Raw genomic sequence first — 23,620 nt, 5'->3', positions numbered from 1 at the left:
CCGGCATCAGCCGGCGCAATGCGTTGCCAGTTCGGCTGCCAGATACTCCGGGTCGCCCGCCGGCTTGCCGGCAACCGCCAGCTGACTGGCCGCCGCCGGGTCGTAGCAGCCTTCACCGATCTGGCCCGCGACCCAGCCACCGCGTTCGGCGAACGCCAGCACCGGTTCGACCAGGCCGACATCGGCGCCACTGAGCAGCATCACCGCGCTGCGCACCGGGTCCAATGCCTCCAGCAGGTCACCCTGCCCGTCGCCAAAGCGCAAGCCGCCCTCGGACGACAGGCTGGTGGCATCCGGCAGGATGTAGACATTGCCACCGGCCAGGCTGACGCCCGGTTCGGCAAGGCTCACCGGCAAGCTGGTCGCACGCGACATCTGCTTGACCAGGTTGGCGTACCGGCCACCGTCCAGGCGCAACTGCACCAGCACCGGGCGCGCGAAATCTTCCGGCAGGCCGGCCAGCACGCGGCGCACCGCGTCCGGGCCGCCGATGCCGGCGAACAGCAGCACCGCTCCGCCATCGGCACCTTCTTCCTCGATGTCGACCAGCGACAGCGAGGTGTTCAGCAGGCTGGCAAGCGCGGGCGGTGGCGGGGCCTCCGGCGCCGCCGCAACCTCCTGGTAACCCTCTTCCTCGACCAGCGACCACTTGCTGAAGTCCATGACCGGTGCGGTGGTCTCCGCCGCCGGCACCTGCACGGCCGGTTCGGTCCCGGCCCGTTCCGGCAGCGGCGGCGGCAGCACCGGCGACTCGGCCGCCGGCGTTGCGATCAGTTCCTCGAAGGAAAGCACCTGCGGACGCTCTTCGGGCACGACCGGCGGCACGTACAGCGCGTCGGCCGGCACGTCCACCGACTCGACGAATGCCTCGTCGAGGTGGAACTGCAACGGCGCATCGACATGGCGATCGGCCGGACGTTCCGGCAGCCCCGGCTCGAGCGCGGCGGCCGGCTCGGCGGCCTCGTCCTCCTGCCCGGGGGGCAGCACGTTGCCATGTCCCTGCAGCTTGGCCGCCAGGTGGCGAATCCAGCGCTGCGCCTCCCAGCCCTCGCGACGCGCGGCCAGTTCGGCTTCCTCGAACATCAGGGTCAGGTGCGGGGCTTCGAGCAGCGGCCCCAGGCGCTCCAGGGCGTCCTCGACCGCCGGCTCCAACGCCACCAGCACCACCTGCGGCGCAGCCGCTTCCAGGGCGGCACCGTCGAGCTGGTTGGGATCCTCCTCCAGCACGACGTGGCCACCGGCGGCGGCGATTGCCTCACGCAGGCGTTCGCGTGCCGCACCGGCACGGGCCAGCAGGGCTACCGGCTTGGTGGTGTCATTCGCGTACACGTGCGATCCCCAGCAGGTCGTAGACATTGCGCATCAGGTCCAGCTCCTGGTACGGCTTGCCCAGGTAACGCTGCACGCCGATCTCGAACGCACGCTGGCGATGCTTGTCACCGCTGCGCGAGGTGATCATCACGATCGGCACGTCCTTGTAGCGCGGGTCGGCGCGCATGGCGGTGGCCAGCTCGTAGCCGTCCATGCGCGGCATCTCGATGTCCAGCAGCATCAGGTCGGGCACGCGCTCTTCCAGCAGCTCCAGCGCCTCGACGCCGTCGCGTGCGGCGGCGACCTCGAAGTTGTGGCGCTCCAGCACGCGGCCGGTGACCTTGCGCATGGTCAGCGAATCGTCGACCACCATCACCAGCGGCGCATGACGCTGGCTGGTGACCACGGTCGCCTCCACCGCCTGCTGCGGCTGGGCCAGGTGGCGACGCACCAGCGGCGCGACGTCCAGGATCACCACCACGTTGCCTTCGCCGGTGATGGTGGCGCCGTAGATGCCCGGTACCGAGGCGATCTGCAGGCCCACCGGCTTGACCACGATTTCGCGGTTGCCCAGCACCTGGTCGATCGCCACCGCCGCGCGCAGGTCGCCCGAGCGCACCAGCAGCAACGGGATCTCGTTCTGGCCTTCGGCCTTGGCCGCGGCCTGGCCGACCAGGGTGCCCAGGTTGTACAGGGTGAAGTCTTCGCCGTTGTAGTGGTAACCGCTCTGCCCGGATTCGAAGCGCTCGCGGGAAATGCGGCCGATACCGCTGACCGATGCCACCGGCACCGCGTAAGTGGTCTCGCCGATGCGGACGAACACCGCCTGGGTGACCGCCAGCGTCTGCGGCAGGCGCAGGGTGAAGGTGGCGCCGTGGCCACGCTCGGAATGGATGTCCACCGAGCCGCCGAGCTGGCGTACTTCGTTGCGCACCACGTCCATGCCCACGCCACGGCCGGCCAGCTGGCTGACCTGCTCGCTGGTGCTGAAGCCCGAGGCGAAGATCATCTGGTCCAGCTGGCTGTCGTCGATCTGCTCCTCGGCGCCCAGCAGGCCACGCTGCTCGGCGCGACGGCGGATCGCCGCGCGGTCCAGGCCGGCGCCGTCATCGGCCACTTCCAGCACGATTTCCGACCCTTCGCGGCGCAGGCGCAGGGCAATCTCGCCTTCCTCGGCCTTGCCGGCCCGGGCACGTGCGGCCGGTTCTTCCAGGCCATGTGCGACCGAGTTGCGCAGCATGTGCTCCAGCGGCGCAACCATGCGGTCGAGCACGTTGCGGTCCAGTTCGCCGTGCGTGCCTTCCAGCTTCAGGTGCACCTGCTTGCCGGTGTCGTGCGCGGCCTGGCGGACCACGCGACGCAGGCGCGGCACCAGTCCGTCGAACGGCACCATGCGCGCACGCATCAGGCCGTCCTGCAGTTCCGAGCTCACGCGTGACTGCTGCTGCAGCAGCGTGTCGTAGTTGCGCGACAGCTCGTCGAGCACGCCCTGCAGGCCGCCCAAGTCGGCCGCCGATTCGTTCAGCGCACGGCTGAGCTGCTGCAGCGTCGAGAAACGGTCCAGTTCCAGCGGGTCGAAGGTCTGGTCGGCCTGTTCGTGCTCGCGGCGATAGCGGGCGACGATCTGGGCTTCGGTTTCCAGGTCCAGGCGGCGCAGCTGGTCGCGCAGACGCGCGTTGGTGCGGTCCAGTTCGGCCATGGCGCCACGGAAGGCACCGAGCTGCTGCTCCAGGCGCGAGCGGTAGATCGCCACTTCACCGGCGTGGTTGACCAGGCTGTCGAGCAGGTCCGCGCGCACGCGCACCTGTTCCTGGCCACGCGGGGCACCGTCTTCCTCGGCGGCCTGCTCGTCGATCACCGGTGCCGACAACGGCACCGCGGCTGCCAGCGGCTGCGGCTGCACCTCGTCCGTCACCGGCATCGGGGCAGACGCGTCCAGCGCCGGTGCCTCGACCGGTGCTGGTGCCGCTTCGGCGCGGCCATCGGTACGGGCCTCGAACGCGCCGATCAGGTCCAGCGGCATCTGCACCGCGTGGTGGTCACCGGTATGCACCAGCAGCTGGTGCAGGCGGTCGAAGCCCCGCTCCAGCAGCGTGACGTCGTCGCGGGTCATCTCGGTGCGGTTGGCCGCCACCGCTTCCAGCAGCGATTCGATGCCGTGGCCAAGGTCGCCAATGGCATTGATGCCGGCCATGCGCGCACCACCCTTGAGGGTGTGCAGGTCACGCTGCAGGCCCGCCAGTGCTTCGCGGTCCTCCGGCGTCGAGCGCAGCTCGTGCAGCAGGCCATCGCAGTGGTCGAGCAGGTCCTTGCCTTCCTCGACGAAGATGTCGACCAGCTCGCGGTCCAGCTCGTTGAAGTCCAGCGGGCCGACCACCAGTTCGGCCAGCACCGGCTCGGACACCACCACCCGCTGGTCTTCCGGCAACGGGGCGGTCAGTGGTGCCAGTTCGATCCTGGCAGCCATGCCCGGCACATCGACCGGCACGTCGGCAACCGGTTCAGCCGGCGCCGTGATTTCGTCGCCCTGCCCGGCCACATCGGCAGCCGGCGTGTCGATCCCTTCCGCATCCACGACCGGGTCGATTGCGACCTCGGCGCCTGCGGTGGCGGCGGCGTCACGTTCCACGACGACGGCAACCGGCACGTCGACCGCGGCGTCTTCCAGCACCGCTGCGACTGCGGCTTCGGCCGCTGCGTCTTCCAGCGGCGCGTCTTCGGCGACGTCACGGGTGTCTTCCAGCCACATTTCGCTGGGCGCGGACACATCGGCATCCTCGACAGCGGCCGTCGCTTCGTCCACGGCGGCATCCGTCGCTGCGACGTCGGAGGCAGTTTCCGCGACGTCGACGACAACCGCTTCCGGCAGTGCATCCACGTCGTTCCCGACCGCGACAGCACCTTCGGCATCGACATCGTGCAGGGCAGCTTCCGAAGCCGGCACCGTTTCGCTATCAGCCAGCGGCGCGAGCTCGGCAGACAGGTCCTCGACCTCGTCCACCTGCGCCGCAATCTCCGACACCTGCATGTCGGCGTCGGCATCGGTATCGGCATCGGCATCGGCAACAAGGTCGGCGTCCTGCACCGACGGCGCTTCGACTTCACTCGGCGCGGCCACCTCGGCCTCGTCGGACACGGACGGTTCCAGCGCGTTCGCCTCGCGGGCCGGAACGACCTCCTCGGCTGGCGTGTCCTTGCGGAACGCCGCGGCCGCGACGCCCGCGACCGCGGCGCCGGCCGTCGCCAGCCAGGCGAACGGTGACGATGTCCCCGAAGCCGCCGGGGACTCAACCGCTTCCTGCGCGGACGGCGCTTCGGCCGCTTCTGCGGGTGCCTGGCGGACGTCGTCGGCGAAGGCAACCGGTGCCTCATCGATCGGTGCCCGCTGTGCGGCTTCATCCACGTCGGCGTGGGAATCCTGCTGCGCGGTATCGGCTGCATCGACAACATTCAACGCGGCGGCAACCGCGTCCGTCGTGGTCGTCGGCTCGACGGCCATCTCCGCTTCGGCGGACGACAGGTCCACAGGCGATTCGATGGCCTGTCCGGCATCCGTCTGCACATCCTGCACCGGCACGGCGCCCGGCGTGCCTTCCAGCAGCGATGCATCCAGGTACGCCGACAGGTCTTCGGCCATGGACAGTTCCGGGGCGGACGGCTCCGCCGCGCCGGTTTCCTCGACGGCTGCGGGGTCGGCGTCGTCCAGCGACAACTCGTCCTCGACCGGCATCGGCGGCCACTTGGCATCCGGCAATGCATCGACCAGCGCCTGCAGGCGTTCGGCCACACCCGGGAATGCCGGGATGCGGGGCGCCGGGTCGCGCAGTGCGTTGATGGTGGTGTCGATGGCCGCTGCCATCTGCGACAGCGCCTGTACACCGACCGCGCCCGGCACGATGCCGGCCGCCAGCGAGCGCTTGACGAAGGATTCGGCCGGCGAGGTGATGCTGGTGATCACCGGCACGTCGGTCATCGCGAACGCACCGCTCATGGTGTGCACGGCGCGCAACAGGTCTTCGTTGACCGGCTGCGGTGCCGCGTTCGACTGTGCCAGCCAGCGATTGACCGTTTCCAGATGCACGCTGACCTCGGCTTCGAGGATCTCGCGCAGCACGCTGTCCACCGAGGCCGGGGTGCCTTCCGCCTCGACGGCGGCCACCGCCATCGGCTCGGCCACGATCGCCTCGGCGACCGGCGCGGGTGCCGGAGCAGGCGCAGCACTCGGCGTCTGGTAGAACGCTTCCTCGCCCGCGGCGACGCGGTCGGCCACATCCTGCATGCCCAGCAGGTCCGAATGCAGGTTGCCGGCGCCGCGCAGCGCGGCATTGAGCTCCGGCAGCACGTCATAGGCCTGGTTGACCATGGCGACCACGGCCGGGCTGGCCGGGCGACTGCCGTCCAGCACGCGGTTGAGCATGCCTTCGATCTTCCAGCTGAACTCGCCCAGGGTGCGTGCGCCAACCAGGCGACCACTGCCCTTGAGGGTATGGAATACGCGGCGCACCGGGCGCAGGCGCTCCATGTTGCCCGGCGCGGCGCGCCAGGCCGTCAACAGGTGCCCCAGGTTGACCAGTTCTTCGTCGAACTCCTCGATGAAGACATCACGGATGTCCTGATCGATGTCATCACCACCATCGATGAACCCACCATCGAGCGTGGCGAACGACGCCGGTGCACGCGCGGCAGGTGCGGCGGCGGCCGCGGCCTCCACCAGCTCCGGCACGCGTGCCGGTTCCGGCGCGACCGGGCGTGCGAACGGATCGAACGCGTCGGCGGCGGCGTTGAGCTCGGCCATGAAGGCGGCAGCCTCGGCATCGGCCACTTCCACCGCTTCGGGCACCTGTTGGGCGACCACAACCGACGGCTCCTCGGCCGGTGCCACCGGTGCGGCGGCATGGACGGCTTCGGTCGGCTGCTGCGCGAGCGGCGCTTCCTCCAGTTGCCAGTCAGCCGGTGCGTTGATCGCGGCGGGTTCGGCGGGTTCGGCGGGTTCGGCGGGTTCGGCGGGCGACGCTGCTTCCAGCGTGACTGCCTCGTCCAGCTCCGGCGCGAAGAAACCGTCGGCAACGGTCACGTCCTGTACCGCAACCGGCTCGACGCGCGAAGACGCATCGTCCAGCTCCAGCAGGCTGCTGTCGAAGGTGAAGACCGTCGATGCCGCGGCCTCCGGCACGGCCTCCTCGGAGGCCACCGGGTCGAAGGCCTGGAAAGCGGTGGGTGCGATGTCCGTGGCCGGTGCATCGTCACGCTCTTCCAGCACGATCGGCGCCACGACATCGTCGTTGCCCACCGGCTGCGTGTATTCGGCCGCGACCGGGTCGAACACCGACGCATCCGCGGTGACAGCCGGTTCGGCCAGCACCTCGAACGGCCCGGCGACATTCGGCACCGGCGGCAGTCCGTTCAAGGTGGGCTTGGCATGGATGGCCGCGCCGAACAGCAATGGATAGACCGGCGTTGGCGTGGCAGCGGCAGGCGCGATCTCCGGCAGCGGCGGCGGAACCACCGCGGCAACCGGCTCCTGTACCGGGGGCTCGGCCTGCGGAGCGGCTTCCTCGACGATGACCGGCGTTTCCTGCACTGGTTCCAGATCCCACCGCGGCGCCTCGACCGGCGGCTCGGCCGCTGCCGGGGCCTCGACGAGCGCAACCGGGGCAACTTCCGCCACGGCAGGTGCGTCCATCGTGACGGCGGCGACCATGCCGGCCGGCGCGTCGACGGTCAATGCCGGGATCGGCCAGTAATGCAGTGCTTCCAGGCTGCTGCGGGTGATGTCGAGGATGTCCTCGCGGCCCGAACGGCGGTCACGCAGCGCTTCGAGGTAGTACTCCAGGCTGGCCATGGCGTCGGCCAGGGTATCCAGCTGGCGGCCACCGGGAATGCGGCGGCGCCCGATCAGTTCGGATTCGATGTACTGGCGCACGGCCAGCAGGTAGTCGGCCGGCTGCGGCAGTTCCAGCATACGCAGCGCGCCGGCGACCTCGCCGAGCAGGCGCGGCACTTCGGCCAAGCGCTCGTGGTCCCAGTTGGTCTCGATGAAGGCGACGAACGATTCCCGCGCGGCGGTGAAGTTGGCGATGGCTTCGTGCGCCAGCACCTCCACCGTGCGCCGGGTTTCCACCGCGGCCGCGTCGTCCTCGCCTTCGGCATTCGCGCCGAGGTGGGCGACCTGGTCGTCCAGCGAGGCGTCCACGTACAGCAGCGAGCCGGCGATATCCAGCAACAGGTTGTCGTCGATGCCACGGTTGCCGGCGACCACCTCGGCCAGCGCGTCGCGCTGCTTGGCGACGATGCCGCGGGCAACGCCCAGGCCCATCACGCCCAGCGTGTCGGACACCGCGCGCAGTTCGTCGACCTGGGTCTGCAGGTCGGTCGCGTTGCCACCGGTGCGCACGTGCAGGTCCAGCGCATCCTTGATGCGCATCAGGTCTTCCTTGACCGCGTTGCCGACCGTGTCGAGCAGTTCGCGGTTGCGGCCACGCAGGCTGCCGCGGGCATGTTCCAGTTCGGCCGGGCTGGCGTCGCTGGCATCGGGGTTGAACGCGAACAGCACGCTCTCGTTGATGCCTTCGGCACCACGCGCGGCGCGGATCTCGTTGAGCAGCGGCAGCAGCACGATCGGGATGTCGCGGTGGCCGTTCTGCAGGCGCTCCAGGTAGTCCGGCAACAGCACGGTGCCACGCATCAGCGTGGCGCAGGCTTCCTCGCGCTCGGGCACGGCGCCGTCGCGCACCGCGTTGGCCAGCAGCTCCAGCTCCTCGGCCACCATCGCCGGGGCGTACAGCTCGACCATGCGCAGCGTGCCCTGCACCTGGTGCAGGTAGCCGGCGCAGAAACGCATGCGGCTGGTGTCGCTGGGGTCTTCAACGAACTGCTCGACCTCGTTGCGCACCTGGCGCAGGGTCTCGTCCAGCTCCGGCTTGACCCAGCCCAGCGCCGCGTGGCTCATGGCATCGCGCAAGGTACTCATCGCACTCCCCTGTACAGCAGCGATCGCATGGCGAGGTTCTGGCCCTGCTTCGCGGTATGGCAATACTTCATCTGCTGGTTCCCTTCATCCCCGACCAGTCAGCCCGTTCAAGCCGGCAGCTTGAAGTCGGCCACCGAACGCCGCAGCTCGGCCGCCAGCTGGTTCAGCTGGCCCAGCGAATCGGCGGTCTGCCCCGCACCGTGCGAGGTCTGGCCGGTAATCTGCCGGATCACGCCCATGGTCTGGGTGATGTCGGTAGCGGCTGCGGCCTGCTGGTTGGCGGCGACGGAGATGCTCTTGATGAGGTTGTTCAGCGCGTTGGACACGCGTTCGATTTCGGTCAGCGCGGTACCGGCGTCCTCGGCCAAGCGCGCACCGGACACCACTTCTGCGGTGGTCTGCTCCATCGAGGTGACCGCTTCATTGGTATCGGCCTGAATCGCCTGGACCAGGCCTTCGATTCGACGGGTCGCGCCGGAGGTACGTTCTGCCAGGCGCTGCACTTCGTCGGCCACGACCGCGAAGCCGCGGCCCGCTTCACCGGCCGACGCCGCCTGCACGGCCGCGTTCAATGCCAGGATGTTGGTCTGCTCGGAAATGTCGTTGATCAGTTCCACGATCGAGCCGATCTCCTGCGAGGACTCGCCCAGCCGCTTGATGCGCTTGGAGGTTTCCTGGATCTGGTCGCGGATCTGGTCCATGCCCTGGATGGTCTGGCGCACCACGCCGGCACCCTCGGTCGCGATGACCACCGAGCGCTGTGCCACTTCGGCCGACTCGCTGGAGTTGCGCGACACCTGTTCAATGGAGGTCGCGATTTCGCCGATGCGGTCCGAGGCGCTGGTGATCTCGTCGGCCTGGTGGCCGGCCGCTTCTGCCAGCTGCATGGCGGTGGCCTGGGTTTCCTGCGCCGACACCGCCACCTTGCTGGAGATGTCGTTGATGGTGGTCACCAGGTGGCGCAGTTCGTCCACGGCGTAGTTGATTGCGTCGGCGATGGCGCCGGTCATGTCCTCGGTCACCGAGGCCTTCACCGTCAGGTCACCTTCACCGAGCGAGCTGATTTCGTCCAGCAGCCGCATGATCGCCTGCTGGTTGCGGCTGTTGAACTCCACCTGCGTCTGGTAGCGGGTTTCCTGTTCGCGCGAACGGCTGCGCACGGTGCTCCAGACGAACATGATGATCGACAGCACCGACAGGCCGCCGAACACCACGCTCCACCAGAAGTTCGGGAAGATGCGGGTATCACGGGTCGAGCCGAAGGCCGAGAACGCGTCGAACAGCCTGCGGCTGCTCTCCAGCATCTTGTCCGAGCCGGTGGTCAGCGCGGTGGCCGAGGACTGTGCGGCGAACAGGTTGCGCGAGCTGGCCAGGATGGCGTCGGCGTCCTTCTTCATCTTCGCCCACTGGTTGGCCGACTGTTCCAGCGCCACCTGTGCATCGGCGCTGCGCACCGCAGTGATGCCCATTTCCTGGTTGCCGTGGCGCAGGCCTTCCAGCACCTGCGAGAACACCACCATGTCGCGCGCAAGCGCGTCGCCGGCGCCGCTGGCGCCCGGGCCACCGGCGCGGATTTCGGTCACGCGGCGGGCCATCGTGCCGGCCACCACGACCTGCTGCAGGCCGTTGTACACCTGCGAGGACTGCGCGCCACCGGCGGTCATTTCGCGCACCACCTCGTTCAACTGCGCCTGCAGCTGCGGCACCGCGCCGACGAAGCTGTCGGCGTTGCCGGCCAGCGCCATGATCGCCGGCTCACTGGCCACGATCTGTTCGGCGTTCTTGGACAGCGGCTTCCAGGTATCGACCAGGTTGGCCAGCGGGCGGGACACGCCGGCCTCGGTGCCGAAGCGGCCCTGCAGCTCGCTCACGGTGCCTTCGATCTTGCTGCGGGTGTCCTTGAACGCGGCATAGGCCGTGCGGCTGCCGCCCACGGCGTCGCGGCCCTGGTTGGCCAGCTGCTGTGACAGCACCTGCAGGTCGGCCGCGCCGGTACTGGCGCCTGCCAGGCGGCTGCCCTGCCACGTTGCCACACCGGTGTTGGCGCCGAAGACGATCATCGACAGCACCAGCAGGCCCAACCAGAAGTTGGTGCCCACGTTGCCCAGCTTGCCGGCCCTGGTGGATTCAGGAGCAGTACTCATCGTTCGACCTCGATATCAATGCGATGAAGCAGGCACGCCAATCAGGCGGCGGCCTGCCGGAATTCAGGAGTGCGGGAAAGCAACGACAGCGAAAACACGCCCCAGTCGCGCCCCTCGTCGTGGAAGGCGCGCTCGACGAAGTGGGCATAACGGCCCTGGGCGATGTCACCGGCCGGCACCTGCATGTGCTGCTCGAAGCTGCGCTGGCCGTACAACTCGTCGATGACCAGCGCCACGTCGCCGCCGGCCTGGCGCATGATCAGCACGCGCTGGCCTTCCTGCGGCGCGGTACGCTCGCCTTCGAGGAAATTCTTCAGGTCCACCACCGGGAACAGGTTGCCGCGCAGGTTGCCCACGCCCAGCAGCCACGGCTGCGCGCCGGGCACCAGGGTGATCGGCGGCATCGGCACGATTTCGACCACTTCGCGGAAGTCGGACACCAGGTGGCGCGTGCCGATGCGGAAGCCCACCCCGCGCCAGACATCCTGTGAGAAGCGCCGCTCGGGCAACTGCACCGCGTGCGCCAGGCTGCGCCGTTCGTAAGCTTCAAGGATGTCGAAGGGAGAACGCATCAACCCACCAATTTGTTGATCCGCGCGATCAGGTCATCCTCACGCGGCGGCTTGACGATGTAGTCGGTCGCACCCTGGCGCATGCCCCAGGCCTTGTCCGTTTCCATGCTCTTGGTGCTGACGATCAGCACCGGGATATCGCGGGTGGCCTCGTCACGCGACATCGCGCGCGTGGCCTGGAAACCGCTCATGCCCGGCAGCACCACGTCCATCAACACCAGTTGCGGCCCCTGGCTGCGTGCGATCTGCAGCCCTTCCTCGGCGTTGTCCGCCGACAATACTTCGTGGCCGGCCTTGACCAGCCATTGCGTAAACACCGCCCGGTCGGTCGGTGAGTCTTCGATCAACAGAATTCGAGCCATTTTTGCCTTACCCCCTGGTCAGGCGTTGACGTATGTGCGGATGGCACCCAGTAGTTCGTCGCGGGTAAATGGCTTGGTGAGGTACTGCTCGGAGCCGACGATGCGGCCGCGTGCCTTGTCGAACAGGCCATCCTTGGACGAGAGCATGATCACCGGCGTCGACTTGAACAGCTGGTTGCCCTTGATCAGGGCACAGGTCTGATACCCGTCCAGACGCGGCATCATGATGTCGACGAAGATGATCTGTGGCTGCTGGTCGGCGATCTTGGCCAATGCCTCGAAGCCATCGGTCGCGGTAACGACCTCGCAGCCTTCACGTTTCAGAAGTGTTTCGGCGGTACGCCGGATGGTCTTCGAATCATCGATCACCATCACCCTCAGTCCTGCGAGTTCCCCACCCGCAGCCATTTCTTCAACCATTTCCTGTTTCCCCGAACGCGCGGCCTGCATCGACGATGCCGCCGCGAAAGCGCATCTATATCCCAGCCCACGCGGCTGCTGTCAAGCAATGTCCACGGGAACAGGCCGGACATCCTTCACATGTGACGTACTTCTCATTTATGGCGCAAGTCCATTCAGGCTCCCCCGCCCCGTCCCGCGCTGGGCGCACCTGCCACGAACGGCTACCATCACCGTCTGAATTGCCGGATTGGACCCATGCCTTTAGACGTCATCGTGGTGATGGACCCCATCGCCCACATCAAGATCGCCAAGGACACCACCTTCGCGATGCTGCTGGAAGCCCAGCGCCGTGGCCACCGCCTGCACTACGTCCGCCCGGGCGGCCTGTCCCTGCACGGGGGCGTGGCCATGGCCGAGGTGGCGCCGCTGCAGGTCCGCGACGACACGGCCGGCTGGTTCACCCTGGGTGCCTTCGCGCCGCTGGCGTTCGGCCCCGGCCAGATCGTGCTGATGCGCAAGGACCCGCCGTTCGACGGCGAGTACCTGTACGACACCCTCGTCCTGGGCATCGCCCAGCAGGCCGGCGCGCTGGTGGTCAACGACCCGCAGGGCCTGCGCGACTTCAACGAGAAGCTGGCCGCGCTGTTGTTCCCGCAGTGCTGCCCGCCGACCCTGGTCAGCCGCAGCGCCGCCGAGCTGAAGGCCTTCGTGCTTGAACACGGCCAGGCGGTGCTCAAGCCGCTGGACGGCATGGGCGGCCGCTCGATCTTCCGCAGCGGCACGGGCGATCCGAACCTGAACGTGATCCTGGAAACGCTGACCGAAGGCGGCCACAAGCTGGCCCTGGCGCAGCGCTTCATCCCCGACATCAGCGCCGGCGACAAGCGCATCCTGCTGGTCGATGGCGAACCGGTGGACTACTGCCTGGCGCGCATCCCGCAGGGCGACGAGTTCCGCGGCAACCTGGCCGCCGGTGGCCGCGGCGAAGGCCGCCCGCTGAGCGAGCGCGACCGCTGGATCGCCGCCCAGGTCGGCCCGGAGATGAAGCGCCGCGGCATGCGCTTCGTGGGCCTGGACGTGATCGGCGACTACCTGACCGAGGTCAACGTCACCAGCCCTACCTGCGTGCGCGAGCTGGACGCCCAGTTCGGCCTGAACATCGCCGGGCAGCTGTTCGACGTCATCGAGGCCGGCCTGACGCAATGAGTTCCACCGCCGCCGGCCTGCCCGCCTCGTCACGCGTTACCGAACAGCAACGACTGACCGCCACGCTGGTGCTGTCCACGCTGGTGCATGGGTTGCTGATCCTGGGCGTGGGCTTCGCGGTCAGCGACAACGCGCCGCTGGTGCCGACGCTGGACGTGATCTTCAGTCAGACCAGCACGCCACTGACGCCCAAGCAGGCCGACTTCCTCGCCCAGGCCAACCAGCAGGGCGGCGGCGACCATGACAAGGCACAGCGTCCGCGCGACAGCCAGGCCGGCGTGGTGCCGCAGAACCAGGACGGGTTAGCCCCGGTGCCGCTGCAGGCGCAGTCGGCCGCCGCGCCGCCTCCGCCGGAAGCACGGGTGATCACCAGCGTGCACGGCCAGGACCGCGTCGCCGATGCGCAGTCGCGGCCCCTGCCCGACCGCCCCGATGCCAATGCGCCGATGACCGCCCGCGAGCAGCGCGACGCGGAGATGGCGCGCCTGGCCGCCGAGGTGCACCTGCGCTCGGAGCAATATGCCAAGCGGCCGAACCGCAAGTTCGTCTCGGCCAGCACCCGCGAATACGCCTACGCGAACTACCTGCGCGCCTGGGTGGACCGCGCCGAGCGCGTGGGCAACCTCAACTACCCCGACGAGGCACGCCGGCGCCGGCTGGGTGGCCAGGTGGTGATCACGGTGGGCGTGCGCCGCGACGGCAGCGTGGAAAGCAGCCGGGTGCTGCGCAGCAGCGGCGTGCCGCTGCTCGATGCCACCGCCCTGCGCGTGATCGAACTGGCGCAGCCATTCCCGGCGCTGCCACGGACCGAGGATGACATCGACATCCTGCAGGTCACCCGCACCTGGGTGTTCCTGCCCGGTGGCGAGCTGCGCGACGACCGCTGAGGCGGTGACGGCGGGGATTCCATCCCTGCCTGTGGGGTCCTGCCTGCGGCCCGCTCAGCGTTTGGAGTCGCGCAGCGCCTGCTGCTCGACCAGGGTCAGGGCGACGTTGTCGCGCAGGTAGGCCGGCTGCACCCGTTCCGGGGCGATGCCTTCGCCACGGGCCAGCATCGGCACCGCGATCTTCAGCACGTCCGCCGCATGTGGCAGCGCCGCCGGGTCCTGCGTGAGCAGACGCCCGGCCAGCCGCGCCGCCAGCACGCCTTCCAGCGCCCCCAGGCCGGTGCCGACCGCGGACCAGGCCGAAGCGTCGTCCGGCAGCTCATACGCCTCCGGGGCCACCAGCACTTCCTGCCCGTCCAGCTGCAGCCCGCCCTCCGCATCACGCAGGTAACGCGCGGCGTAGATCTCGCCCATGCGTGCGTCGATGCTGGCCAGTACCCGTGGCGCATCAGCCGGTGCGCGCAACGCCAGCGTCTGCAGCGTGGATACCGGCAGCAACGGGCGGTCCAGCGCCAACGCGATGCCCTGGGCGATGGCGATGGCCAGGCGCACGCCGGTGAAGGCGCCGGGACCACGGCTGAGCGCGATGCCATCGAGCTGGCTGCGGGCAACGCCGGCCTCGGCCAGCAACTGCTCGGCCCACGGCAGGCTCAGTTCGGCATGCCGGCGCGGCGCGACCTCGAAACGCTCCAGCACCTGCCCATCCAAATGCAGGGCGACGGAACAGGCTTCGGTGGCGGTTTCAAAGGCGAGCAGCTTCATGGCGATACGTTCACGACAGGGAAAATGGCGGCGCGGCAGGATCCGCGCCGGCGTCAGGCACACCCGCGGCGATGGCCGCGGCGGCATCGGTTTCAAGCGAAGAGCCCCATTGTCGCGCAAAGAAGGCCTGCACATCGGCCAGTTCGCGCGTCCGCCGGAACGGTGGCAGCGAATCCAGGAACACCCGGCCGTAGCCCTTGGACAACAGGCGCGGGTCGCACAGCACCAGCACACCGCGATCGGTCTCGCTGCGGATCAGCCGGCCCACGCCCTGCTTGAGCGCGATCACCGCCTGCGGCAGCTGTTCGTCGCGGAACGGATTGCCGCCCTCGCGCCGGATCGCGTCCAGCTGCGCCTCGAACACCGGGTCGTCCGGTGCGGCGAACGGCAGTTTGTCGATGACCACCACGCTGAGTGCATCGCCGACCACGTCCACGCCTTCGCGGAAGCTGGCCGAGCCCAGCAACACACCGTTGCCGGAGTCACGGAAACGCTGCAGCAGGCTGGCGCGCGGTGCCTCGCCCTGCACGAACAGCGGCCATGGCCCGTCGCGCAACGCTTCGGCGGCCTCGCGCAACGCGCGATGCGAAGCGAACAGCAGGAACGCCCGCCCCTGCGAGGCCTCCAGCACCGGCCGCAGCGCGGCGATCAGCGCCGTGCCATAGCCGCGCGCGACCGGATCGGGCAGGTGCTGGGGCAGATAGCACAGTGCCTGCTGCGGCCAATCGAACGGGCTGGGCTGGACCAGCGTGTCCGGGTCATCCAGCCCCAGCCGCTTGGCCAGGTGATCGAAGCCCCCGTCCACGGTCAACGTGGCCGAGGTGAACACCCACGCCGCCATCGAGCGCTCGCGGTGCTCGCGCAACGGGCCTGACACATCCATCGGCGTGCGATGGCAGCGGAACCCCCGTGGGGTCAGCTCGTACCAGAGCACGTCGTTGCCATCGTCGACGCCGGCGGCGTCATGCTCGTCGGCCTCGAAATCGAACAGCGGCAGGTCCTCGCCCAGCCAGCGCGCCAGCCGTGACACGGCTTCCTGCGCGCGCGCATGGCAGGCATCCAGGCCCGGCGAGGCCTCGCGCACCAACGCCAGCGCGTCACGCAGCTGCGCCAGTGCCGCGCTGACCGCATCGAAGCCGTCGGCCACTTCCGGCTGGGCCATCGCCCGCCAGCGGGTGCCGCGCGGCGGCAGTTTTTCCATCGCCTCGCGCAGCGCGCGCAGCGCCAGCTCCAGCGTCGCCACCGGTTGCTGCAGGGTGGCCTGCGCGCCGGCGACGCTGCGGCATTCGGCCAGGCAGTCGCAGACCAGCTCCTGCCACGGGCGCATGCCAAAGCCTTCGCCGAAGAAATTGGTGGCCAGTTCCGGCAACTGGTGCGCCTCATCGATGATGAACGCCTGCGCGCCAGGCAGGATTTCGCCGAAGCCTTCCTGCTTGAGCGCCAGGTCGGCCAGCAGCAGGTGATGGTTGACCACCACCAGGTCGGCCTCCTGTGCGCGCTGGCGGGCCCGTACCACGAAGCAATCGCTCCAGAACGGGCAATCGGTGCCCAGGCAGTTGTCGACGGTGGAGGTGACCATCGGCAGCAGCGGCGAATCGTCGGCCAGGCCATCGAGCTCGGCGATGTCGCCGTACTGCGTGCGCCCGGACCAGGTCACGATGCGCTGGAATTGCGCCACCTGCTCCGGCGTGCTGAAGCGCGGCTCGCCACGCGCCTGGTCCAGGCGATAGCGGCACAGGTAATTGGCGCGTCCCTTCAGCAACGCGGCACGATGGCCGACCCCCAGCGCGGCGCGCACGCGCGGCAGGTCGCGGTGGTACAGCTGGTCCTGCAACGCGCGGGTACCGGTGGAAACGATGGTCTTCAGGCCCGACAGCAGCGCCGGCACCAGGTAGGCGAAGGTCTTGCCGGTGCCGGTCCCCGCTTCGGCCAGCAGTACGTCGCGCTGCTGCAGCGTCTCGGCGATGGCACCGGTCAGGCGCAACTGGGCCGGGCGCGGCACGAAGGCATCCAGCGCGCGGGCGAGCGCGCCGCCTTCGCTGAGGGCTTCACAGCTGGCGGTGGCGAGGGAGGACATGGCCTTGACGCGGAGAACCGGTGTCGGGGAACGGGAGAGCGTTGGACGAGACGACCGTTCGAGGGAGCCCGGTGCACGGGTCCTGCCGGCCACTCAGCGTCGCGGCATCGCTGCCCGCGTCCCGGGCGCGGTCAGAACCGCTTGATCCCCGGCACCGTGCAGCCTTCGATCTGCGCGTGCGCGGACACCGCGTTCTCCTTCTCGGCGCGGGCCAGGCGCGACTGCTCGATGGTCGCCCAATGCCGGCGGCACAACGGGCCGGTACGCGAACCCAGGTCCACGGCCTTTTTGGCCAGGGTCTCCGCGCGCGCCCAGTCGGCCTGCAGCAGCGCCACTTCGGCACGTTCCTGCAGGATGCCCGGGTCGTTGTCGACCAGCATCAGCGCCTGGTTCAGGTCCTCGGCGGCACCGGCCAGGTCACCGGCCTTGCGCTTGGCGATGGCGTTCTCGCGCAGGTCATCGACCTGGGCGTCGCGCAGCGGCTGCACCGACAACTCGGTGTCATCGACGCCGGCGATGGCCTCCACCGCGGCCAGGCGCTGGGCCGGCGTGGTGGTGTCCTGCACGACCGGTGGCGACGGCGGCGTGCTCACGCAGGCCGCCAGCAGCAGGGAGGCCGCCGTAGCGGCCAGCGCGAAACGAAGAGCAGAAGAAACGTTCATGCCCGGCATTATCGCGCAGGCGTCTCGGAAGCGGGCGTGGAGGCCGGTTCAGGCGCCTTGCGGTCCAGCCCGAACCAGCTGCGCCAGCCACCGCCTTCGCTGCCAGCCTCGCCGGCATCCGGCATGGCCTCGGCCGGCGGGCTGCACGGCGCATACGCCGGCGCGAAGCCGACCACGAACGGGAAGCGGCGCGCGCCCGGGCAACCTTCGTCGGTGGCGTTGTTGCCGTTGGCATCCACGTACTGCCAGTCCAGCCCCTTGTTGTTCACGCGCAGCGGCTTGCTCGGCAGGTTGCGGAAGATGCCCGACCACACCCGCATCGCGCCGGAGGCACCGAACAGGCCGGTCTGCTCGTTCTGGTCGTTGCCCATCCAGATCACCGCCAGGTGGTCGCCGGTGTAGCCGGCGTACCAGCTGTCGCGGCCATCGTTGGAGGTGCCGGTCTTGCCGGCCGCCTGCAGGTGCGACAGGCCCTCGGCATTGAGCCGGGCAGCAGTGCCGCTGGCCACCACCTGCTGCAGGCCCACGCTGATCAGGTTGGCGGCGATGGAATCGCCCTCCTGCGCCGGCGCCGGGCTCTTGTCGTAGCGCTTGAGCAGCTTGCCCTGCGCATCGACCACGCCACGCACCGCGTGCAACGGCTGGATTTCACCACCGGAGGCCAGGAACTGGTACAGCTGGGTCATGCCGTACGGGCTCTGGTCGGTCGAGCCCAGGATCACCGCCGGGTTGGCCTCGGCCTTGAGCCCGGCCAGCACGCTGATCAGGTGGGTCAGCCGCTCCGGGCCGACCTGCATGCCCACGCGCACCGTAGCCTGGTTGTAGGAGCGCGCCAGTGCATCGATCAGCCGGACCGTGCCGTGACTGCGGTTGTCGGCGTTGCCCGGGGTCCAGTTGCGGCCCCGGCTGAGGTTGACCGTCACCGGCGTGTCCTCGACCCAGGTCGCCAGCGAGAAGCGGTCCGGCTGGGCCAGCGCCAGCAGGTAGACGAACGGCTTGAGCAGCGAGCCGACCGGGCGCTGCGCCTCGATGGCGCGGTTGAAGCCCGGCTCGGACACGTCGCGGCTGCCCACCACCGCCAGCACGTCGCCGTTGTGCACGTCGGTCAGCACCAGCCCGGTCTGCAGTTCGGGGCGGCGCTTGTTCTCCAGTGCCTTGATGGTGTGCTGCACCGCCCCTTCGGCGTAGGCCTGGGCGGACGGCGACATGCCGGTGAACACGTTCAGGCCGGCGCCCTGCAGCACGCTTTCCGGGTAGTCGTTGCCCAGCTGGCGGCGCACCAGGTCGATGTAGGCCGGGAAGCGGTTGGCCGCGGCGATGCCCGGCGTCTTGGACACGCCCAGCGGTGCCTTCAGTGCGCGCTGGTACTCGGCATCGTCGATCAGTTTGTTCTCGTGCAGCTTGCCGAGCACGAAGTTGCGGCGGTCCAGCGCGTTGTCCGGGTTGCGCCGCGGGTCGTAGTACGACGGCCCCTTGACCAGGCCGATCAGCAGCGCGACCTGTTCGGTGGTCAGCGAATTGAGGTCGCGCCCGAACCAGAACTCCGCGCCCGACGCCACGCCATGGATCGCCTGCTTGCCACGCTGGCCCAGGTAGACCTGGTTGAGGTAGGCCTCCAGGATGGTGGCCTTGTCGTAGCGCGCCTCCATGATCAGCGCGTACAGCACTTCGTTGAACTTGCGGGTCAGCGTCTGTTCCTTGCCGATCCCGAGCAGGCCACTGCGCGCCAGCTGCTGGGTCAGCGTGCTGGCGCCCTGGCGGGTTTCACCGCCCGAACGCACGGCCACCCACACCGCGCGCACGATGCCGCTGATGTCGATGCCGTGGTGATGGGCGAAGTCCTTGTCTTCCACCGCCTGAAGGCCGGTGACCAGCAGCTCGGGGGTCTCGGAGATCCGCACCAGGCGGCGCTCCTCCTGCTTCTGGCCATAGAGCGTGGCGATGCGCGCCGGGTCCAGCCGCGCCGCCTTCAGCCCCTTGCGGTCGGCCGCGTCACGCAGCGAAGCCACCTGCCCGCCAGACACCACCACCTCGACCTGGCGCGGCGCGATCCGGCCATCCACGTCGATGTAACCGCGGCTGGAAATGCGGAAGCTGCCGCCCTGCACGCGGTAGGTGCCGGGGCTGCTGCCGGTGCCGTCATCACGGTAGCCGGAGGCCGCCAGCTCGGTCTTGAGCGTGGCCGCGTTCATCGCCACGCCCGGGCTGAGCACCAACGGCCGCGCGTAGACACGGGTCGGGATCTGCCAGCGCAGTTCACCGAAACGCTGGGTGACCTGGTTGTTCAGGTAGATCGTGTAGGGGATCAGGAAGCCCAATCCCAGTGCGACGGCGGCCATGCCCCAGGTGATCAGGCGGCTGCGCCACGGCGGACTGCTGTCGTCGGTATCGTCGTCGAACTCGTCGGAATCGTAGCGTGGCGGCACGGGGATGCGAGAATGTGAGTTGCAATGAGTCTAACGCAGCCATGCCCCGGGGCGCGGTCGCGGGCCCTTCCCTGCTTAAGCTGGAGTTCCACCGGAATGTCGATGTCGCTGGCCGATGCGCGCTACCACCTCAAACGCATCGTCGGCCTGATCCGCCGCGGGCTGGCCAGCCTGCGTACCCGTGGCTGGCGCGCCACCCTGCACCGGGTCGGCGTGCATACCCGCCGCCAGCCGCCGCCGCAGCGCGCGCCGCTGTTCTTCCCGGAAGCCGCTCCGTTCGCACCGTTCAGCGTGCCGGCCAGCGAACAGCCGCGCGCCAGCATCGTGATCCCGGTCTACAACCACTGCGCCCACACCCTGGCCTGCCTGCGCGCGCTGGCCGCGCATCCGCCGGCGGCCAGCTGCGAGATCCTGGTGGTCGACGACGGCAGCAGCGACGAAACCGCCACTTGGATGCCGCAGGTGCAGGGCCTGCGCTACCACCTGCGTGAACGCAACGGCGGCTTCATCGCCGCCTGCAAGGACGGGCTGCGCCTGAGTCGCGGCGACTACGTGGTGCTGCTCAACAACGACACCGTTCCCCAGCCCGGCTGGCTGGATGCGCTGCTGGATACCTTCGCCCGGGTTCCCGAAGCAGGCCTGATCGGCGCGCAGCTGCTGTACCCCGATGGCCGCCTGCAGGAATCCGGCGGCGTGGTGTTCGACGATGGCAGCTGCTGGAGCTACGGCCGCTTCGAGTCGCCGGAGGATCCCCGCTATGCCAGCCTGCGCGACGCCGACTACTGCTCCGGTGCGGCGCTGGCGGTGCCGCGTGCACTGTTCGAACAGCTTGGCGGGCTGGATACCCGCTACGCGCCAGCGTATTACGAGGACACCGACCTGGCCTTCAAGGTGCGCGCCGCCGGCCGGCGCGTGCTGGTCCAGCCGGCCAGCCGCGTGGTGCACGACGAAGGCACCAGCAACGGCACCGACACCGGCAGCGGGATCAAGGCCTACCAGGTACGCAACCAGCAGGTGTTCGCCGACAAGTGGCGCGATGCCCTGCGCCGGCAGCTGCCGGTCGGCAGCGTGCCCGGCCCGGCGCTGCTGCACCGGGACCTGCGCCAGATCCTGGTCCTGGACGAATCCATGCCGCACCCGGACCGTGACTCGGCGTCACTGCGCCAGGTCAACCTGATCCGCATGCTGCTCGCGCAGGGCGCGCACGTGGTGTTCGTGCCCACCCGCGGCGAGCATGCCGGCGGCGCCACCGAAGCCTTGCAGGCGATGGGCGTGGAAGTCTGGCACGCACCGTTCCTGGGCGGCATCGGCAGTTGGCTGCGCGACAACGGCAAGCGCTTCGCGGTGGTGATGATGGTGCGCTACCACGTCGCCAACGAGTGCCTGGCGCTGGTCCGCGAATTCGCGCCGCAGGCGCGCACCGTGTTCGATACCGTCGACCTGCACTACCTGCGCGAGCGCCGCGGCGCCGAAGTGGCCGGCGACGCCAGCCTGCTGCGTGGCGCCGAGCGTACCCGCGCCAGCGAGCTGGCGATCATGGCCGCCACCGACATCACCCTGCTGGTCAGTGCCGCCGAACAGGAGCAGCTGCGCGTGGACGCGCCGCAGGTCCGGGTCGAATTGGTGTCCAACCTGCATGAAGTGGCCGGCCACGGCCTGCCCTACGCGCAGCGCCACGACCTGGTGTTCGTCGGCGGCTTCCGCCACCCGCCGAACCTGGACGCGATGCAGTGGTTCATCGGCGAGGTGTTCCCGCGGATCCGCGCACAGCTGCCCGACGTCCGCTTCCACTGCATCGGTGCGGACGTGCCCGAGGCCATCCAGGCGCTGGCCGCCGCCTGCCCTGGCGTGATCGTGCACGGCTATGTCCCGGACGTGGTGCCGTACATGGAACAGGCCCGCCTCGCGGTGGCACCGCTGCGCTATGGCGCCGGGGTCAAGGGCAAGGTCAACCTGAGCATGGCCCATGGCCAGCCGGTGGTCGCCACCAGTTGCGGCGTGGAGGGCATGTTCCTGCGCGATGGCCAGGACGTGCGCGTGGCCGATGAGGCGCAGCCCTTCGCCGATGCGGTGGTGCAGCTGTATGTCGATCCGGTGCTGTGGCAGCGCCTGTCCGACAACGGCCTGCACAACATCGCCCGGCACTTCTCGATGGAGGCCGCCCAGGCGGCGGTCACGCGGGTGTTCTTCGACTGACGCCGCCCGGCGCGGCTCAGGGCCCCGGACCGGCCGAGCGCACGCGTTCGGCGAACGCGTGGATTTCCGGCGTGCCCGGGTCGATCTGGCGCGCCTGCTGCAGGGCCTGCGCGGCGAACGCGGTGTCGCCCATGCCCAGCCGCTCGCTGCCAACGGCCAGCCAGCGCTGGGCCAGGCGCCGATGCGCGGGGGCCAGCGCCGGGTCGCTCGGCGCCAACGCCTGCCAGGCATCCAGGCAGGTACGCGCGGCACGCAGTCGATTGCCGCGCAGGTTGTCTTCCATGCACTGCCGGGCCGCCGGCTGGATCCGGGCAGCGGCGCGCCGCACCCGCGCATCCTGCGGCGCCAGCGCCTGCGCTGCCTTGAACCGGTCATAGGCGCTGCTGCCCGGTGGCAACAACCACTGCTCGCGCGCCTCGGCTTCCTGCAACTGCGCGAGCAGGCGCTTCAGGCGCCGCTCGCGCTCGGCGTTGGACAAGGGGGTTTCCATCGACTGGCGTGCGTCGCGCGCGCGCTGCACCGCCTGCTCTGCGGCGGCCACCTCGGTGCTGTCCGGGGCCAGCGCGCGGGCCTGCGCCAGCGCCGCCTCGGCCTGCCCGAAGTGGAAGTCGGAGGCCAGGCGCGTGGCCTCCTGTGCCTGTGCCACCGCGATGCGCTGCAGGCCACGGCGCGCGGCCGCGTCCTCTCCCACCGCCAGCACCTTCTGGAACGATTCGGCAGCCTGCGCCAACCGCCCACGCGCCAGTTCGCGCTCGCCCTGCCGGGCGCGCTGTTCCAACGCCGCATTGAGCGCCGCCTTGGCCGCCGGCAGTTCGGCATGGCCGGGGTCATAACGCTCCACCCGCTGCAGCAGCGCCGCCGCGTCGGCCAGCCGTCCTTCGTTGGCATCACCCGAGGCCCGTGCCAACAGGTCGGACAGCGCGTCATCGCGCCCTTCCAGCGCCTGCATGCGGTCCGGTTGCACCGCCAGCACGCGCTGGTACAGCGGCAGCGCGCTGTCCGGCCCGTCGTCCAGACTGCCAGCCAGGTGCGCGGCCTCCGCATCGCGCAGCAACTGCTCCACGCCGTCCTGCTCGCGGCTGCCATGCTGCAGCGCGCGTTCGATCTGCTCGATCTCGGCCGAAGGCGCCTGCAGTTGCCGTGCCAGCTCCAGCGACGTACGTGCCGCGGCCAACTGGCCGGCACCCATCTGCCGGCGTGCCTGCGCCAACGCCGCCTGGCCGGTCTGCACCAAGGCGTCCTGCACGTCGCGCCGGTCCGGGTCCAGGGCCGCCGCCGCGGCGAACAGTTCGCGGGCCCCGTCACCATCCGGGGCGGTCAGCCGCCCCTGTGCCAGGGCACGGCGACCGTCATCGAGCAACTGCTGGATGCGTGTTTCCGGCCAGAACCAATCGGCCAACGGCTGCCGCAGCAGGGTCAACAGCAACGCCAACGCCGCCACGCCCAGTCCGATCGAGCGCCACGCACGCGGACTGTTCCAGCCACGCGCGACCCACCAACGGCCATACAGCCGCAGCGTGTCGCCGAGCGTTTCCAGTCCCTGCCTGCAGCGGTGCCGCCAATTCTCCATGCGTTCCAGCATACCTGTCGGGGCATGACGGCCATCCTGCCGTGCCCTGCCGTGTTTCCCCGTGAGGCGCGCA

Annotated in this window: 14 protein-coding genes; 3 read left to right on the top strand and 11 right to left on the bottom strand. The window is 69.6% G+C overall.

The window, feature by feature from the left end; genetic code table 11:
- Window positions 1-6: 6 nt before the first annotated feature.
- From VA603_RS14400 to pilG, 6 genes are all read right to left on the bottom strand, one after another.
- The gene (locus VA603_RS14400) at window positions 7-1,329 is read right to left on the bottom strand and encodes a chemotaxis protein CheB (protein ID WP_323439263.1); all 1,323 of its coding nucleotides are present in this window, start codon (window positions 1,327-1,329) and stop codon (window positions 7-9) included.
- A complete protein-coding gene (locus tag VA603_RS14395) occupies window positions 1,316-8,281 on the bottom strand; it encodes a hybrid sensor histidine kinase/response regulator (protein ID WP_323439262.1) in 6,966 nt (2,321 codons plus the stop codon). Before VA603_RS14395 ends, VA603_RS14400 begins: the two co-directional genes overlap by 14 nt.
- A gap of 107 nt (window positions 8,282-8,388) precedes the next feature.
- Complete coding sequence (locus VA603_RS14390) at window positions 8,389-10,425, bottom strand: methyl-accepting chemotaxis protein (RefSeq protein WP_132865307.1); 2,037 nt, start codon at window positions 10,423-10,425, stop codon at window positions 8,389-8,391.
- A gap of 41 nt (window positions 10,426-10,466) precedes the next feature.
- Window positions 10,467-10,997 carry a chemotaxis protein CheW gene (locus VA603_RS14385; protein WP_132865308.1) on the bottom strand — a complete coding sequence of 177 codons (531 nt, stop codon included), beginning with the start codon at window positions 10,995-10,997 and terminating at the stop codon, window positions 10,467-10,469.
- A complete protein-coding gene (locus tag VA603_RS14380) occupies window positions 10,997-11,359 on the bottom strand; it encodes a response regulator (protein ID WP_132865309.1) in 363 nt (120 codons plus the stop codon). The genes VA603_RS14385 and VA603_RS14380 overlap by 1 nt, the downstream gene beginning before the upstream one ends.
- An 18-nt stretch (window positions 11,360-11,377) precedes the next feature.
- Complete coding sequence (pilG, locus tag VA603_RS14375) at window positions 11,378-11,779, bottom strand: twitching motility response regulator PilG (protein ID WP_132866201.1); 402 nt, start codon at window positions 11,777-11,779, stop codon at window positions 11,378-11,380.
- A gap of 237 nt (window positions 11,780-12,016) precedes the next feature.
- Here pilG and gshB point away from each other — a divergent pair, with 237 nt between their 5' ends.
- The gene (gene gshB, locus VA603_RS14370; RefSeq protein WP_313251758.1) at window positions 12,017-12,967 is read left to right on the top strand and encodes a glutathione synthase; all 951 of its coding nucleotides are present in this window, start codon (window positions 12,017-12,019) and stop codon (window positions 12,965-12,967) included.
- Complete coding sequence (locus VA603_RS14365) at window positions 12,964-13,854, top strand: energy transducer TonB family protein (RefSeq protein WP_132865311.1); 891 nt, start codon at window positions 12,964-12,966, stop codon at window positions 13,852-13,854. The genes gshB and VA603_RS14365 overlap by 4 nt, the downstream gene beginning before the upstream one ends.
- Window positions 13,855-13,908: 54 nt before the next feature.
- On the opposite strand, the gene tsaB is transcribed toward VA603_RS14365, so the two are convergent.
- From tsaB to mrcB, 4 genes are all read right to left on the bottom strand, one after another.
- The gene (gene tsaB / locus VA603_RS14360; protein ID WP_323439261.1) at window positions 13,909-14,616 is read right to left on the bottom strand and encodes a tRNA (adenosine(37)-N6)-threonylcarbamoyltransferase complex dimerization subunit type 1 TsaB; all 708 of its coding nucleotides are present in this window, start codon (window positions 14,614-14,616) and stop codon (window positions 13,909-13,911) included.
- A gap of 10 nt (window positions 14,617-14,626) precedes the next feature.
- Window positions 14,627-16,693: a DNA repair helicase YoaA gene (yoaA, locus tag VA603_RS14355; RefSeq protein ID WP_323439260.1), complete on the bottom strand. Its 2,067-nt coding sequence runs from the start codon at window positions 16,691-16,693 to the stop codon at window positions 14,627-14,629.
- A gap of 131 nt (window positions 16,694-16,824) precedes the next feature.
- Window positions 16,825-17,355 carry a tetratricopeptide repeat protein gene (locus tag VA603_RS14350; RefSeq protein ID WP_132865314.1) on the bottom strand — a complete coding sequence of 177 codons (531 nt, stop codon included), beginning with the start codon at window positions 17,353-17,355 and terminating at the stop codon, window positions 16,825-16,827.
- Between the two features lie 8 nt (window positions 17,356-17,363).
- The gene (mrcB, locus tag VA603_RS14345; protein ID WP_323439259.1) at window positions 17,364-19,781 is read right to left on the bottom strand and encodes a penicillin-binding protein 1B; all 2,418 of its coding nucleotides are present in this window, start codon (window positions 19,779-19,781) and stop codon (window positions 17,364-17,366) included.
- 96 nt (window positions 19,782-19,877) lie between these two features.
- Here mrcB and VA603_RS14340 point away from each other — a divergent pair, with 96 nt between their 5' ends.
- Complete coding sequence (locus VA603_RS14340) at window positions 19,878-21,977, top strand: glycosyltransferase (RefSeq protein WP_323439258.1); 2,100 nt, start codon at window positions 19,878-19,880, stop codon at window positions 21,975-21,977.
- Window positions 21,978-21,993: 16 nt separating this feature from the next.
- Here the strand turns inward: VA603_RS14340 and VA603_RS14335 are convergent, their stop codons facing one another.
- Window positions 21,994-23,547 (bottom strand): tetratricopeptide repeat protein, encoded by a 1,554-nt coding sequence (locus VA603_RS14335; protein WP_243694031.1) that lies wholly within the window; start codon window positions 23,545-23,547, stop codon window positions 21,994-21,996.
- Between the last annotated feature and the right edge of the window lie 73 nt (window positions 23,548-23,620).

It is taken from the genome of Stenotrophomonas capsici (genome assembly GCF_034961085.1).
Lineage (GTDB): Bacteria > Pseudomonadota > Gammaproteobacteria > Xanthomonadales > Xanthomonadaceae > Stenotrophomonas > Stenotrophomonas capsici.
Note: the sequence above shows the minus strand (reverse complement) of the source record. Positions and strands in the feature narration are given on the sequence as shown.

What these genes read in the sequence shown, in the direction of transcription:
- VA603_RS14395 (WP_323439262.1), bottom strand. Translation starts at nt 8,281, where the DNA reads ATGAGTACCTTGCGCGATGCCATGAGCCACGCGGCGCTGGGCTGGGTC.
- VA603_RS14390 (WP_132865307.1), bottom strand. Translation starts at nt 10,425, where the DNA reads ATGAGTACTGCTCCTGAATCCACCAGGGCCGGCAAGCTGGGCAACGTG.
- VA603_RS14385 (WP_132865308.1), bottom strand. Translation starts at nt 10,997, where the DNA reads ATGCGTTCTCCCTTCGACATCCTTGAAGCTTACGAACGGCGCAGCCTG.
- VA603_RS14380 (WP_132865309.1), bottom strand. Translation starts at nt 11,359, where the DNA reads ATGGCTCGAATTCTGTTGATCGAAGACTCACCGACCGACCGGGCGGTG.
- pilG (WP_132866201.1), bottom strand. Translation starts at nt 11,779, where the DNA reads ATGGTTGAAGAAATGGCTGCGGGTGGGGAACTCGCAGGACTGAGGGTG.
- gshB (WP_313251758.1), top strand. Translation starts at nt 12,017, where the DNA reads ATGCCTTTAGACGTCATCGTGGTGATGGACCCCATCGCCCACATCAAG.
- VA603_RS14365 (WP_132865311.1), top strand. Translation starts at nt 12,964, where the DNA reads ATGAGTTCCACCGCCGCCGGCCTGCCCGCCTCGTCACGCGTTACCGAA.
- tsaB (WP_323439261.1), bottom strand. Translation starts at nt 14,616, where the DNA reads ATGAAGCTGCTCGCCTTTGAAACCGCCACCGAAGCCTGTTCCGTCGCC.
- yoaA (WP_323439260.1), bottom strand. Translation starts at nt 16,693, where the DNA reads ATGTCCTCCCTCGCCACCGCCAGCTGTGAAGCCCTCAGCGAAGGCGGC.
- VA603_RS14350 (WP_132865314.1), bottom strand. Translation starts at nt 17,355, where the DNA reads ATGAACGTTTCTTCTGCTCTTCGTTTCGCGCTGGCCGCTACGGCGGCC.
- VA603_RS14340 (WP_323439258.1), top strand. Translation starts at nt 19,878, where the DNA reads ATGTCGATGTCGCTGGCCGATGCGCGCTACCACCTCAAACGCATCGTC.
- VA603_RS14335 (WP_243694031.1), bottom strand. Translation starts at nt 23,547, where the DNA reads ATGGAGAATTGGCGGCACCGCTGCAGGCAGGGACTGGAAACGCTCGGC.